This window comes from Pseudomonas sp. YQ_5 (genome assembly GCF_043103305.1).
Lineage (GTDB): Bacteria > Pseudomonadota > Gammaproteobacteria > Pseudomonadales > Pseudomonadaceae > Aquipseudomonas > Aquipseudomonas putida_Y.
Genome location: NZ_JBICJS010000044.1, coordinates 142,908 through 155,693, shown reverse-complemented (window position 1 = coordinate 155,693; position 12,786 = coordinate 142,908). Strand labels below are relative to the sequence as shown.

Here is a 12,786-nt window from a genome sequence, read left to right as displayed (position 1 = left end):
CCGCTCAATTCCCTTATTCGAGGCATTCGTGTCAAAAGGCATTGTTTCATCGGTCATGGCGTCCTGTTTGTTCGCTGTGATGTACTTCTATACCTCCCTGCTCAAGCCACTCGATGGCGAAGAAATCTTTGGCTGGCGTACCCTGCTGACACTGCCCTGCCTCACCTTGTTCATGCTTGTCTCGAAAGACTGGAAGCGGGTGGGCGAACTGATGGGTCGGGTGAAACGCACACCGGTGCTGTTGCTCGGCATGGTCGGCACGTCCTGGTTGATGGGGGTGCAGCTGTGGCTGTTTCTCTGGGCGCCCCTGCATGGGCGCAGCCTGGAAGTGTCGATGGGTTACTTCCTGCTGCCACTGGCCATGGTCCTGACCGGGCGGCTGGTATATGGCGAGCGCCTGTCACGCCTGCAGACGGTAGCCGTGGCCTGCGCCGCGCTGGGCGTGGGCCACGAGCTGTACCAAAATGGCAGTTTTGCCTGGGAGACCCTGCTGGTCACGATGGGCTACCCGGTCTACTTCGTGCTGCGCCGACGCTGCCGCACCGACCACCTGGGCGGTCTGTGGTGCGACATGTGCCTGCTGCTGCCGTGGGCGCTGTACTTCGTGATCCAGAGCCCACTGTCCAGCGCCGACCTGCAAGCACACCCGGGGCTCTACGTGTTGATCCCGATCCTTGGCGCGATCAGCGCTTCGGCGCTGATCGCGTACGTGCTGGCCAGCCGCATGCTGCCATTCAGCCTGTTCGGCCTGCTCAGCTACGTCGAACCCGTGCTGCTGGTGGGCGTGGCACTGCTGCTGGGCGAAACCATCGGCCCGGATCAGTGGCTGACCTACCTGCCAATCTGGGCCGCGGTACTGGTGCTGGTGCTTGAAGGCTTCAAGCACCTGCTACGTCAGCGTCGCGGTTCGGTGTGAGCCGAACCTGGCGCACCCGTCGCTCTTCAACCGCCTCTACGGTCAGCATCCAGCCATTCCAGGCCAGCCGGTCACCGACCATCGGCAGACGGTCGAGCAAGCTCATCACCAGGCCCGCAAGGGTCTGGTAATCCTCGGTAGCACGGGCACTGAAGCCAGTACGCGCCTGCACCTGGCTGAGGTTCAGCGCGCCGCTGACCACAAAGCCTTCCCCCTCCTGAACGATGCCCGGGCCTTCAACTTCGCTGGCATCCGGCAGCTCACCGGCAATCGACTCAAGGATGTCGGTCATGGTCAGCAGCCCGGTGAAGTCACCGAACTCGTTGACCACAAAGGCAATATGCGTCGACTGACCGCGCATTTGCTCCAGAGCATTGAGGATGCTGAAGCTCTCCAGTAGGTTCAACGGCGCCCGGGCCATGTTTTCCAGGTCGGGCTGGCTGCCCGAAAGCAGCTCTTTGAGCAGTTCCTTCTTGTGCACAAAGCCCAAGGGCTCGTCCACACGGCCATCGCGGATCAGCGGCAGGCGCGAGTACGGCGAATTGGCCAGGGCCTGGGCAATGGCGTCGGCCGGTTGCGCCAGGTCGATCACATCAACCTCGGCACGGGCAGTCATCACCGTACGAATCGGTCGCTCGGCCAGGTTCAGCACGCCGCTGATCATGACCCGCTCACGCCGGTCGAACAGCACCTGTTCCCCGCCGCCCTCGACCAGGTCGGCAATTTCCTCGCCTACCTCGTCAGCCTCGACCCGGCGGCCGCCCAGCAGGCGCAGCACGGCATGGGCAGTCCGTTCGCGCAACGGCCGATGCTGTTGCAAGCTGCGCTTGCGGCGGGCACGGGCCAGTTGGTTGAACATCTCGATCAGGATCGAGAAGCCGATGGCCGCGTACAAGTAGCCTTTCGGGATATGGAAACCCAGGCCTTCTGCGGTGAGGCTGAAACCGATCATCATCAGGAAGCCCAGGCACAGCATGATCACCGTGGGGTGGGCGTTGACGAAGCGGGTCAGCGGCTTGCTGGCAACGATCATGATACCGATCGAGAAGATCACCGCGATCATCATCACGGACAGCTCATCGACCATGCCCACCGCCGTGATCACGGCATCCAGCGAGAATACCGCGTCCAGTACCACGATCTGGGCAACGATCGGCCAGAATGCGGCATGGCGCAGTGTGCCACTGGCCTGGGTCACGTGACCTTCCAGGCGTTCATGCAGCTCCATGGTGGCCTTGAACAGCAGGAACACACCACCAAACAGCATGATCAGGTCACGGCCAGAGAAGCTCTTGCCGAACACTTCGAACAGCGGTGCGGTCAGGGTGACCATCCACGAAATGCTGGCCAACAGGCCCAGGCGCATGATGAGCGCCAGGCTCAGGCCAATGACCCGCGCGCGGTCGCGCTGGTGGGGCGGCAACTTGTCGGCGAGGATGGCGATGAACACCAGGTTGTCGATACCCAGCACCAGCTCGAGGACGATAAGCGTCAGCAGGCCTAGCCAGGCCGTGGGGTCGGCTAGCCATTCCATTAGCGGGTACTCACGAGGGAAACGTCACACGGACGGGGGAAGGATGGCCAGAAAAGCCGAAAACTGGGGGGCTCCGCGAAGGTGCTCATATAGACCTTGATAACAAATTGGGAGGACGATGCTACAAGCACAGCAGGTTTCTGTAGTAGCGCAAAACTATTACAAAACCTGTCCCCCTGCATCGCCATCAGCCTAGCAGGCGCGAGTTGTGCGCAGGTACTTTTGTTCAATACATCAGAACGCCAGCCACGCGAGGATAACGCCTCCCTAAACACCCGGATCTTCCTCATGAGCCTGTACTTGTCCATGGCCGCCTTCGCGCTTGCGGCTTCGATCTCCCCCGGCCCGGTCAACATCGTCGCACTTGGCAGTGGTGCCCGCCATGGCCTGCGCGCCAGCGTGGCACATGTAGCCGGCGCCACGCTGGGCTTCTGCCTGTTGCTGGTGCTGGTAGGGCTGGGCCTGCATCAACTGCTGTTGCGTTGGCCCCTGTTGGGCCTGATGTTGCACTGGGGCGGTGTGGCGTTTCTGCTGTACATGGCGTGGAAACTGGCCAGTGACGACGGCAACCTGAACAACGCACAGCCTACCCATGCCCCTTCAGCCTGGCACGGCGCAGCGATGCAGTGGCTTAACCCCAAAGCCTGGTTGGCAGCCGTTGCCGGGGTGGGAGCCTACACCGGCGGTGAACAGCACTTGCTGTGGCTGTTTACCTGGATCTACGGCCCAATCTGTTTCATCTCGGTGGCCTGCTGGGCCTGGGCCGGCAGCGTTATTCGCCAGTACCTGGACAACCCACGTCACCTGCGCATGCTCAATCGGAGCCTGGCCGTGTTACTGGTCGCCAGCGCGGTTTACCTGATCCTTTAAGGCTTGCCCGGCTCCTGCAGGAGCGCCCAGGCTAGCGACGGCGTTTCTGTAATGCCCCGGTGTCGCCGCCAGGTGCTGTTTGAATGCCCGCTGCAGGTGCGCCTGATCAGCAAACCCGGCGTCCTGCGCAACTTCAGCAATTGAGCGGCCCTGGCGCAACTGCGCCCGGGCCAGTTGCACGCGCTGGTCCAGCAGGTAGCCATGCGGCGTCAGGCCAAAGCGTTGGCGAAAGGCACGAATCAGGTAGGAACGGGACAGGCCACAGGCCCTGCAGATATCCTCAAGGCTGAGCGGGTCACTGCGATGGGCGCGTATGAACGCTGCCGCTGCATCCAGCCGTGGATTGCCCTCGCCACCCTCGCTGGCATTACCGCCAAGCATGCCCGGTAACGCGTGAAACAGGGCCGCCAGGCGGGCTTCGCGATCAGGCAGCCTGGCATCGAACAGATCGGCAAAGGCCTGCAACAGCCGCCCATACAACACAGGCGAGCGGCTCCAGGTCTGCGTGGGCAGGGTAAAACCCAATGCCCTCAACCAAGGCTGATCGACGAACAGCATCAGGTAAGACCAGGGTTCCCCGGCAATAGGGTTGCAGGTATGCACCACGCCCGGGTTCATCAACACCGTGGTACCCGCCCCAACCTCAATGCACTGGTCACTGTTGATGTAAGTGCTACGCCCCCCCGTGATGACACCGATGGAGAAGCTCTCGTGGGAGTGCGCGGCGTAGCACACCTTGCGCCCGTCCCCTACCCGTCGGGCTTCGACGAACGGCAAGGCAGGGTCGCGCCAAAACCGTGATACCTCGATCATCCTCTACTGCCCTGCCCGCCGCTGATCCATGCACGGATACTACACACTTATCGTGGGAACAGATCCAGCGTGCGCTCCACTTCGCCAATATCGATCCTGAAACCATCGCCTTCCGGCAGGCCAACCACAAAGCCGAAATGCTGGTGATCACGATCCGTCAGGTACTTGTAGTAACTGACGAAACGGTTCGGCGGCTGCAAAGTCAGCAGGCAGCCTCCAGCCTGCAGTACGTTCACGCCATGCACCAACTGGCTACCCTCCACCCCGATGACCACTTTAGCCCCGGCGCAAGCCGCGACAATACTCGGTACATCGGACTTCAGCGGGTTGACGATGCGAAAACCGCGGGTCGTGCGCAGGTGTTCGGCAAGCTCCAGCTCGTTGCGCAACAGGCGCAGGTCACCATCACCGCCCCGCAACAGGAAAACCCCCGGGTGCTGCGTGTACGACACATGCGACAGCAGTTTGTCACCCATGGCTCGGTAGCGAGCATGCCGGCTACGGTTGTTGCTCTGGTCATCGAACAGCACCAACTCGCGAAAGAACGCACTGCGCAGGCGCAAAGGCTTCATGTCCAGCCAGTCTTCATAGGCCGGTGCCTGGGTAAACAGCGGATACCTGGCAGAGGGAGCGGTGGTCACCGGGATGCCTTCGTTGCAGGCCAGCGCATAGGTCGGGCAATCTTCCATCAGCCAGGTGCCGAACCAGGCGTTACCGTTTTGTGTGCAATAGATCGCGGCGCGGTCGATTTCATTGTCGATGAGGATGGTCGGGAAGGTATTCGGCTTCTGTGACAGCCAATGGCTGGCCTTACCCTTGTACAACGCCCCATCGACCAGCCACACATCCTTGATCAGGTAGCCGCGGGTTGGTCCTTGCAACGCATTGACGCCTCCCGCCATGGTCTGCGCCGGGTGCACGTAGGGGTAAAACCGCTTGCCTTCCCAGCCCGTCACCCGCTCCAGCTGGCCGGGCAGGAAAATGGCCGGCGGCGAAACCGTGGCTTCGCCCGGGGCGATGTCCCAGCTCTTGGTGGCGAGGTTCTTGATGTCGATCGCCGCTCTTCTGCCAAGTCGTTTGCGCAGCATGTAGCGGTAGGCGGCCAAGGTCCAGGTGTGTTGCCTGGCTGCGGGCGATGCACTGAACTGCGAGATGTCGCTTCCCATGAAGCGTCCTCCCCTGATGACGAAGTCTGGACCCCGGCGCCAGGCGCCAGATCAATGCATCCCTGGCTGTCACTCAATCACTCGTGACTCTTTCCATGGTGGGCGGTGATTGCAAGTTGGCGTAACGGCTGCGCAACGTTTCCACGAACGGTTCGCCAGCCCCGCTGCCTCCATAGAGATAAATCTTGTGCAGGCCACCAAACACCATTTCGTGATAGCGGCTGGCAACTTCCTCATCGCTTGGGCCATCCGGCAGCCCCAGATGCAACGTCAGCTTGTCGCCTTCGACCGCGAACATCGGCGTATCCCACAAGAACTTTGCCGTACCGGTCTTGGGCAGACGGACAAACAGGTACGCATGGTTACCCAGCGAGTCGATATCACCACCGCGGCGGCGCTTCCACTTCAGCAGGCCGTCGTCCGGGCGCGCCAGACACAGGCCGATATCGTAATAATCGAAGCCCTGCTCCAATGCCCATTCGAGCGCCATGAAGGTGGTGATCGAATTCACCTCGCGCAATTTCTTCGCATCGGAAAACACCGCTTCACAATAACCAAAGCGCAACGTGCTCCAGTAACGCTTGCCGCCGCGCACCACTTCACACCCCAGGTGGCAGCCGATCACCTCATCGCCCAGCATGATCAAGTCAAGCCGGCCGACACTCTTGGCAATACGGAACACCTCTTCGGTAGGAAACTGCGCGGCATGAATGCCCTGCCGGGCCGAAGCATAAGGGCGCAGCAGATCCCGGTCGGCCATGGCGATTTCTTCGTCCGAAAGGGTTTGGCGCATGTGATAGAGCGGCCGGTTCTTGCGAATGCTGCGCCGCAGTTCGCTGTCGTAACGGGCAGTGATGTCTTCCAGCGAGCGCCCCAACGGCACCACGGCGCTCAGGTAATGCGGCACCGACAACGCCCCCGACGTGGGCATTTCGCTGATGACCACTACGTGGCTCGCAGCCGCCGTGGCATTTGCACCGTCTACGATCGATGCGCTGCCTTGGCCCTTGCCACCGATCAGCAGCTTGGCCATCTCCCGTTGCTGCTTGCGGCCGATGTAGAGGATTTCGTACGGGCTCTCCTGTTGCGGGCGAAACCTGGCAACTTCCCAACGCCAGAGACAGGCACGCGCCAACATTTCTCGCACTTTGCTGGACAGCAGCCTGATTTCGTAGCGCGTGGAGGGCGACAGGAGCTTGCGCGCCACAGTCGTCAAGGTCTTTTTCATTTCTTCTTCGACGTCCTTTTGAAGTGCACTATTGGCCAATCGGAACAAGAGAAAAAACCCGCAAAAACACTTAACACTTTGATTTTTATTGTTTTACTTGAAACTTAATTATCACATTCAGTAACAATTTAAGATGCCTGCAAACGCTTTGGCAAGCGGCTTCTGGCTGACTTTAGATCAAGTTTCATGGCGTCAAATTCCCCGCATCAAACCGATGCTCAGCAGCACTTTTGCTATAACCGTGCCCATCAAGCGTCCGCCGCCCACTTTGCTATCAATGAATAAGCTTTGGCGCCTTCTCTAGCATAAACGACCGTCAGGCCGCCGACTGCTTGCCGGTAGGCGTGGGCGGCCATGTTGAGCCAGACTGGTGTTTTTCCGGCAGCCAGTGCATGCTCTGGCTGAAACGATTCAACTGACTTGAAAACCGCCCTTTGATGTGAGGTGCAGTACCCATGGACCGTTTGCTCGATTCACTCTTCCCCAGCGCCGAGAACATCCCGGAAACCTGGCGCCTGGGAGCCCCACTGGAACAACGCGACTACCTGGTCAACGGTGAACTCAGGCGCTGGGACGGCCCGTTGGCCACGGTGCGCAGCCCGGTGTGGATCAAACAAGGCAACGAAGAGCATCAGGTCATATTGGGCAGCGCCCCGCTGCTGGATGCCGATACCGCGCTGACCGCCCTCGATGCCGCCGTGCAGGCCTATGACAAAGGCCGTGGCGCCTGGCCGAACATGCGCGTGGCCGAGCGTATCCAGCATGTCGAAACCTTCCTTGCACGCATGCGTGAACAGCGCCAGGCCGTGGTCAAGCTGCTGATGTGGGAGATCGGCAAGAACCTGAAGGATTCGGAGAAGGAATTCGACCGCACCTGCGACTACATCGTCGACACCATCAACGCCCTCAAGGACCTGGACCGACACTCCAGCCGCTTCGAACTGGAACAAGGCACCCTCGGCCAGATCCGTCGCGTCCCGCTGGGCGTGGCACTGTGCATGGGGCCCTACAACTACCCCCTGAACGAAACCTTTACCACGCTGATCCCGGCGCTGATCATGGGCAACACTGTGGTGTTCAAGCCGGCCAAGTTTGGCGTACTGCTGATTCACCCCTTGCTTGAAGCGTTCCGCGACAGCTTCCCGCCAGGCGTGATCAATGTCATCTATGGACGCGGCCGGGAAACGGTTAGCGCGCTGATGGCCAGCGGCAAGGTCGATGTATTCGCCTTCATCGGCACGCACAAGGCCGCCAGCGACCTTAAGAAACTGCACCCACGCCCGCATCGCCTGCGCGCCGCACTGGGCCTGGACGCCAAGAACCCGGGCATCGTGCTGCCCCAGGTCGACCTCGACAACGCTGTCGAAGAGGCCGTCACCGGGGCGCTGTCGTTCAACGGCCAGCGCTGCACAGCGCTGAAGATACTGTTCGTGCACGAGGATGTGGTCGAGGCCTTCCTCGACAAGTTCCAGCGCAAACTGGCCGCGCTCAAGCCCGGCATGCCGTGGGAGCCTGGCGTGGCACTGACGCCGTTGCCCGAGCCTGGCAAGGTTGACTACCTCGATGGCCTGGTAGCCGATGCGGCGGCCAAGGGTGCACGCGTACTCAACGAAAATGGCGGGCAAAGCCGTGGCTCATTCTTCTACCCGGCCTTGCTGTACCCGGTCAGCCGGGAAATGCGCGTGTACCACGAGGAGCAGTTCGGCCCGCTGGTACCGGTGGTGCCCTACCGCGACCTGCAGACGGTGATCGACTATGTGCTGGACTCCGACTACGGCCAGCAACTGAGCCTGTTCGGCAACGACCCGGCCACCATCGGCAGCCTCGTCGACATCTTCGCCAACCAGGTCGGGCGCATCAACATCAACGCTCAGTGCCAACGCGGGCCGGACACCTACCCGTTCAATGGCCGCAAGAACAGCGCCGAGGGCACGCTGTCCGTGCATGACGCTTTGCGTGTGTTCTCCATTCGGACGCTGGTCGCCACACGCTTCCAGGAGGCCAACAAAGCGCTGATCAGCGAGATCATTCGCAACCGCCAGTCGAGCTTCCTGACCACCGACTACATCTTCTGACCGCCGCACTTATAGACAATCGATCTAGCGTCACTGTCGATTTTCCATCTGGGCGAACGACTCTAAGCAACAGGGCGCCCTTCGGCGCCCATTGCACAGGAGAGTCGAACATGGCAGTCAAACCCATCCCCGAAGGCCAGCGCAGCATCACGCCCTACCTGGCCATCAACGACGCCGCCAAGGCCATCGAATTCTACAAGCAAGCTTTTGGTGCGAAGGAAATGTTCCGCCTCGATGCCCCGGGCGGTCGCGTTGGCCATGCCGAACTGAGAATCGGCGACTCTTCGCTGATGCTGGGCGACCCCTGCGACATGGAAGGCGGGCTCACCGCCAGCCAGAAACTCAGCGGTGCGGGTGTAGGTCTGCACTTGTATGTTGAAGACTGCGACAAGGTCTACGCCCAGGCCTTGGCCGCCGGGGGCATCCAGTTACATCCCTTGACCGACCAGTTTTACGGTGACCGCAGTGGCACCCTGAAAGATCCGTTTGGCAACATCTGGTTCGTTTCCACCCACAAAGAGGACCTGACCCCCGATGAGATTCGCGCCCGCGCCGCGAAGATGTTCGGCGGAAGCCAAGCGGCGAGTTGAAAGCCGCGCGACTTTGCTTGAAGCTTGAGGCTCGTAGCTTGGAGCTGCTTCATGCGAATCATCGACAAAACCGCCACTCAGGTGCGCAGCCTGACCCCTGCCGAAGAGGAACTGCTGGTCGGCTTTGCCACCGGCAGCCTCGCCGGCCCGCGCCTGCTACAGGCCAACCAGCTACTGATGAAAGTACGCAACGCCAACCAGTGGCTGGCTTGCGACTGCCGCAACGATGCCTTGCCGGTGCTCAATGTCACCCTCAACGGCAGCACCGGCACACTTTTCCTCAAGAACAACCCGGGCACCGCCGAGCACGCGCCTGGCTGCCCGTTCACCAAGGACGAGCGGGAAGCCGCCGAACGTGAAAACGACCCCGCACCACCCGCCGCCTGGCTGCCACCCGATACACCCTTGCGCCTGATCAGCGACTTCCGTGCTGGCCCGGCCGGTGGCGCCGGCGATGGCAACGACAAACGCGAACAGCAGCGCTTGCTGTCACTGCTGCTGACCTGGATTGAAACCAGCGGGCTCAACCTTTACGCCACCCACCTGAAAAAAGACCTGACCACACAGTTTGCCGAGTTGCGCAGCGTGGCCAGCCGCTATCCGCTGCTGGAGCGGGTGCCCGCCAGTAACTACCTGGAAACCCGCCTGGACATGAAGCACATGATGATGCTCAAGTCCCGTCTGCGCGAAGCCTCTGTGTTTGGCAACCATCGCCGCCACGGCCTGCTGCTGGACTGCGTCGACCAGATCAAAGGGCGCAAGCTGCTCAATAACCGCAGCGAGGAAGGCTTCGACTTCCAGGGGCATCACCTGTACTGGGGCGGAAGCCGCACCACCGGGCCGTTGCTGGCGCTGATGATCTACTCGCCGACCAGCGCCGGTAGCCATTTCTATGAGTTGATCCATGTGGCCAGTGTGCCCGTGCTGTCGCGCGCGCACCTGTTCCCGGTGTACCGCGATGAAGAGCGCGAACCGCTCAAGGCATTGGTGTCGCTGATCGACTGGATGGCCAGTAAAGGCGTGAAAGTGCAGATGCGTCGCCCCGTTATCGGTGGGCAGGTGATGGATGAGCTGGTGCTGACCTCGGACCAGGACCGGGTGTTGTCAGTGTCGCTGCTGGAACAACCCATCGGCCCCGAGCCGGATACCGAGAACTTCAAGCGCTACGCCGACTTCAAAAGCCTGGAAACGTTCCGCAAGTTCGTTGCCGGCTTTTTCATGCGCGAGCGCTGAAACCCGTTCATTGGCTCACGCAGCCCCTTGCAGGAGACCGCCCCGCCCTTTTTGGGGGGCGGCCACTCAGCAGACAAAGGCGGCAAGCCTTGCATTGGCCACACAGGTACGTCAGCCTAGAAACAGCTTGTACGCCGGGTTGTCAGTCTCGTCCCAATACTGATACCCCATTTCATCCAGCGTCAACGGCAAGCCCGCCAGCTCGTCCGCTGGCACTTCCAAAGCGGCGAACACCCGCGCCTGCGCCGCACCATGGTTGCGGTAATGGAACAGGCTGATGTTCCAGCGCTTGCCCAACCGCTCCAGAAACCCCAGCAACGCCCCTGGCCGTTCGGGGAACTCGAAGCGCATTACCCGCTCATCAGCCCCTGGCGCGGCATGCCCGCCCACGGTATGGCGTACGTGTAGCTTCGCCAGCTCATTGTCGGTCAGGTCCAGCACGCTGTACCCCTGCTCCCGCAAGCTGGCCAGCAACTGCTCACGTGGGTCGTGCACCGGGTGGGTCTGCACGCCCACGAACAGGCGCGCCTCCTTGCCGGGGTAGAAGCGGTAGTTGAATTCGGTGATCTGCCGCTTGCCCAGTGCCTGGCAAAAGGCCCGGAAGCTGCCCGGCTGTTCCGGAATTGTCACGGCGATGATCGCCTCGCGCTGCTCACCCAGCTCGGCCCGCTCGGCCACATGGCGCAAGCGGTCGAAATTGACGTTGGCGCCAGAGTCGATGGCCACCAGGGTCTGCCCCTGCACACCCTCACGCGCCACGTACTTCTTGATACCTGCCACAGCCAAGGCCCCGGACGGCTCGGTGATCGAACGGGTGTCGTCGTAGATATCCTTGATCGCCGCGCACAGCTCGTCACTGCTCACTGTCACCACCTCGTCGACGAAGTGGCGGCACAGCTCGAAGCAATGGGCACCGATTTGCGCCACCGCCACGCCATCGGCAAAGGTGCCGACCTGCGGCAGGATCACGCGTTCGCCGACGGCCATGGCAGCCTGCAGGCAGTTGGAATCCACCGGCTCGACGCCGATCACCTTCACTTCTGGACGCAGGTACTTCACATAGGCGGCGATACCGGCGATCAAGCCCCCACCGCCCACGGGCACGAAGATAGCGTCCAGCGCCCCCGGGCGCTGGCGGAGAATTTCCATGGCCACGGTACCCTGCCCGGCGATCACATCCGGGTCATCGAACGGTGGCACGAAGGTAGCGCCTTCGCTGTCGGCCAGCTTCAGTGCGTGGGCCAGCGCATGCGGAAAGCTCTCGCCATGCAGCACCACATGCCCGCCGCGCGAACGCACGCCTTCCACTTTCAACGATGGCGTGGTGGTGGGCATGACGATGGTTGCCTTGATACCCAGATGCGATGCCGCCAAGGCCACGCCCTGGGCATGGTTGCCCGCCGAAGCGGTGATCACGCCGCGCTGACGCTGCACATCGGTCAGACGCGACAGGCGGGTATAGGCCCCCCGGATCTTGAACGAAAACGTAGGCTGCAGGTCTTCGCGCTTGAGCAACACCTGGTTGCCCAGGGTGGCAGACAAGGCCGGAGCCGATTGCAGGGGCGTTTCGATGGCCAGATCGTACACCGGCGCGGCAAGAATGCGCCGCACCTGCTCCGACAGCAGTTGCTGAGGGGTGACGGTAGTACGAGGGACACTGAAGCTGGTCATCGATGACTCCTTGGCTATTTTCACGTTGCCCAGGAGTCAGAGAGAAGAAACCCGCCTCCAGGGCGGGTTCGGTGCACGTACGCGCTAGCCCGCCAAGCTGATAATGGCGGTAATAATAATGGCGTTCACGTGCGGGAATGTATTCATGGTGCTGGAACTTAGCCTGCCTCGCGGCCGAAAGTCAACACTTGGCCTGCTGCGCCGAAAGCGGCACATCGAACACCTTGTCGAAGCCCCACTGGAAGACAAAGGCGTAAACGAAGAAGAACACGAACAGCGCCAGGTTGGTCAGCAGTGCCGCCCACAGGCTCACATCCAGCCAGTACGCCACCAGTGGCAGCAGAATCACCACCAGCCCACCCTCGAAGCCCAGCGCATGCAGCAGGCGCCGCAAGAAGGTGCGCTCACGCTTGTGCTGACGCGCTTCCCAACGTTCGAACACCCAGTTGTAGCCCATGTTCCAGCTCATCGCGATGCCCGACATCAGCACCGACAACACGGTCGACTGCGCCATGCCGGCCCCGAACGCCAGCTCCAGCGCAGGCGCCACGCAGGCGACGGCGATGGCCTCATAGAGAATGGCCTGGACGATCTTGCGGGCCTTGCCTTGCATGTTCAGCTCCCTGAATGAACGACCTGTAAAGCTACAAGATGTAGCTCGCAAGAAAAAGCCCGAAATTTGGACAATCC

The 12,786-nt window shown here is 61.4% G+C and carries 11 protein-coding genes; 5 read left to right on the top strand and 6 right to left on the bottom strand.

Annotated features, from left to right (window positions below; genetic code table 11):
* Window positions 1-28: 28 nt before the first annotated feature.
* Window positions 29-916, top strand: coding sequence for an EamA family transporter RarD (rarD, locus tag ACF8EA_RS08930; protein ID WP_252460093.1), 888 nt, complete (start codon window positions 29-31; stop codon window positions 914-916).
* On the opposite strand, the gene ACF8EA_RS08925 is transcribed toward rarD, so the two are convergent.
* Window positions 879-2,450: a TerC family protein gene (locus ACF8EA_RS08925; RefSeq protein ID WP_274147640.1), complete on the bottom strand. Its 1,572-nt coding sequence runs from the start codon at window positions 2,448-2,450 to the stop codon at window positions 879-881. The genes rarD and ACF8EA_RS08925 overlap by 38 nt on opposite strands.
* A 288-nt stretch (window positions 2,451-2,738) precedes the next feature.
* Here ACF8EA_RS08925 and ACF8EA_RS08920 point away from each other — a divergent pair, with 288 nt between their 5' ends.
* Window positions 2,739-3,320 (top strand): LysE family translocator, encoded by a 582-nt coding sequence (locus ACF8EA_RS08920; RefSeq protein ID WP_021782967.1) that lies wholly within the window; start codon window positions 2,739-2,741, stop codon window positions 3,318-3,320.
* Here ACF8EA_RS08920 and ACF8EA_RS08915 read toward each other — a convergent pair.
* The 3 genes from ACF8EA_RS08915 to ACF8EA_RS08905 form a co-directional block, all read right to left on the bottom strand.
* Window positions 3,285-4,133, bottom strand: a complete 849-nt coding sequence (locus ACF8EA_RS08915) for an AraC family transcriptional regulator (RefSeq protein ID WP_392521646.1) — start codon at window positions 4,131-4,133, stop codon at window positions 3,285-3,287. The genes ACF8EA_RS08920 and ACF8EA_RS08915 overlap by 36 nt on opposite strands.
* A gap of 47 nt (window positions 4,134-4,180) precedes the next feature.
* Entirely contained in the window at window positions 4,181-5,299 is a 1,119-nt protein-coding gene (locus tag ACF8EA_RS08910) for a glycosyltransferase 61 family protein (protein ID WP_021782965.1), read from the bottom strand.
* Between the two features lie 73 nt (window positions 5,300-5,372).
* Window positions 5,373-6,527, bottom strand: coding sequence for a hypothetical protein (locus ACF8EA_RS08905; protein ID WP_021782964.1), 1,155 nt, complete (start codon window positions 6,525-6,527; stop codon window positions 5,373-5,375).
* A gap of 455 nt (window positions 6,528-6,982) precedes the next feature.
* Between ACF8EA_RS08905 and ACF8EA_RS08900 the strand changes: the two genes are divergently transcribed.
* From ACF8EA_RS08900 to ACF8EA_RS08890, 3 genes are all read left to right on the top strand, one after another.
* Entirely contained in the window at window positions 6,983-8,602 is a 1,620-nt protein-coding gene (locus tag ACF8EA_RS08900) for an NADP-dependent glyceraldehyde-3-phosphate dehydrogenase (RefSeq protein WP_392521644.1), read from the top strand.
* A 110-nt stretch (window positions 8,603-8,712) separates the two neighbouring features.
* On the top strand, window positions 8,713-9,192 hold the full coding sequence (locus ACF8EA_RS08895; RefSeq protein WP_021782962.1) for a VOC family protein: 480 nt from the start codon (window positions 8,713-8,715) through the stop codon (window positions 9,190-9,192).
* A 51-nt stretch (window positions 9,193-9,243) separates the two neighbouring features.
* Window positions 9,244-10,425 carry a hypothetical protein gene (locus tag ACF8EA_RS08890; protein ID WP_103469723.1) on the top strand — a complete coding sequence of 394 codons (1,182 nt, stop codon included), beginning with the start codon at window positions 9,244-9,246 and terminating at the stop codon, window positions 10,423-10,425.
* Between the two features lie 111 nt (window positions 10,426-10,536).
* On the opposite strand, the gene ilvA is transcribed toward ACF8EA_RS08890, so the two are convergent.
* Together ilvA and ACF8EA_RS08880 are read right to left on the bottom strand one after the other, a co-directional pair.
* Window positions 10,537-12,096 (bottom strand): threonine ammonia-lyase, biosynthetic, encoded by a 1,560-nt coding sequence (gene ilvA / locus ACF8EA_RS08885; RefSeq protein ID WP_392472501.1) that lies wholly within the window; start codon window positions 12,094-12,096, stop codon window positions 10,537-10,539.
* Window positions 12,097-12,277: 181 nt separating this feature from the next.
* The gene (locus tag ACF8EA_RS08880; RefSeq protein WP_003253887.1) at window positions 12,278-12,709 is read right to left on the bottom strand and encodes a PACE efflux transporter; all 432 of its coding nucleotides are present in this window, start codon (window positions 12,707-12,709) and stop codon (window positions 12,278-12,280) included.
* Between the last annotated feature and the right edge of the window lie 77 nt (window positions 12,710-12,786).

Bases quoted from the DNA above. Each gene is read 5' to 3' on its own strand.
- ACF8EA_RS08925 (WP_274147640.1), bottom strand. From the start codon at position 2,450: ATGGAATGGCTAGCCGACCCCACGGCCTGGCTAGGCCTGCTGACGCTT.
- ACF8EA_RS08920 (WP_021782967.1), top strand. From the start codon at position 2,739: ATGAGCCTGTACTTGTCCATGGCCGCCTTCGCGCTTGCGGCTTCGATC.
- ACF8EA_RS08915 (WP_392521646.1), bottom strand. From the start codon at position 4,133: ATGATCGAGGTATCACGGTTTTGGCGCGACCCTGCCTTGCCGTTCGTC.
- ACF8EA_RS08910 (WP_021782965.1), bottom strand. From the start codon at position 5,299: ATGGGAAGCGACATCTCGCAGTTCAGTGCATCGCCCGCAGCCAGGCAA.
- ACF8EA_RS08905 (WP_021782964.1), bottom strand. From the start codon at position 6,527: ATGAAAAAGACCTTGACGACTGTGGCGCGCAAGCTCCTGTCGCCCTCC.
- ACF8EA_RS08900 (WP_392521644.1), top strand. From the start codon at position 6,983: ATGGACCGTTTGCTCGATTCACTCTTCCCCAGCGCCGAGAACATCCCG.
- ACF8EA_RS08895 (WP_021782962.1), top strand. From the start codon at position 8,713: ATGGCAGTCAAACCCATCCCCGAAGGCCAGCGCAGCATCACGCCCTAC.
- ACF8EA_RS08890 (WP_103469723.1), top strand. From the start codon at position 9,244: ATGCGAATCATCGACAAAACCGCCACTCAGGTGCGCAGCCTGACCCCT.
- ilvA (WP_392472501.1), bottom strand. From the start codon at position 12,096: ATGACCAGCTTCAGTGTCCCTCGTACTACCGTCACCCCTCAGCAACTG.
- ACF8EA_RS08880 (WP_003253887.1), bottom strand. From the start codon at position 12,709: ATGCAAGGCAAGGCCCGCAAGATCGTCCAGGCCATTCTCTATGAGGCC.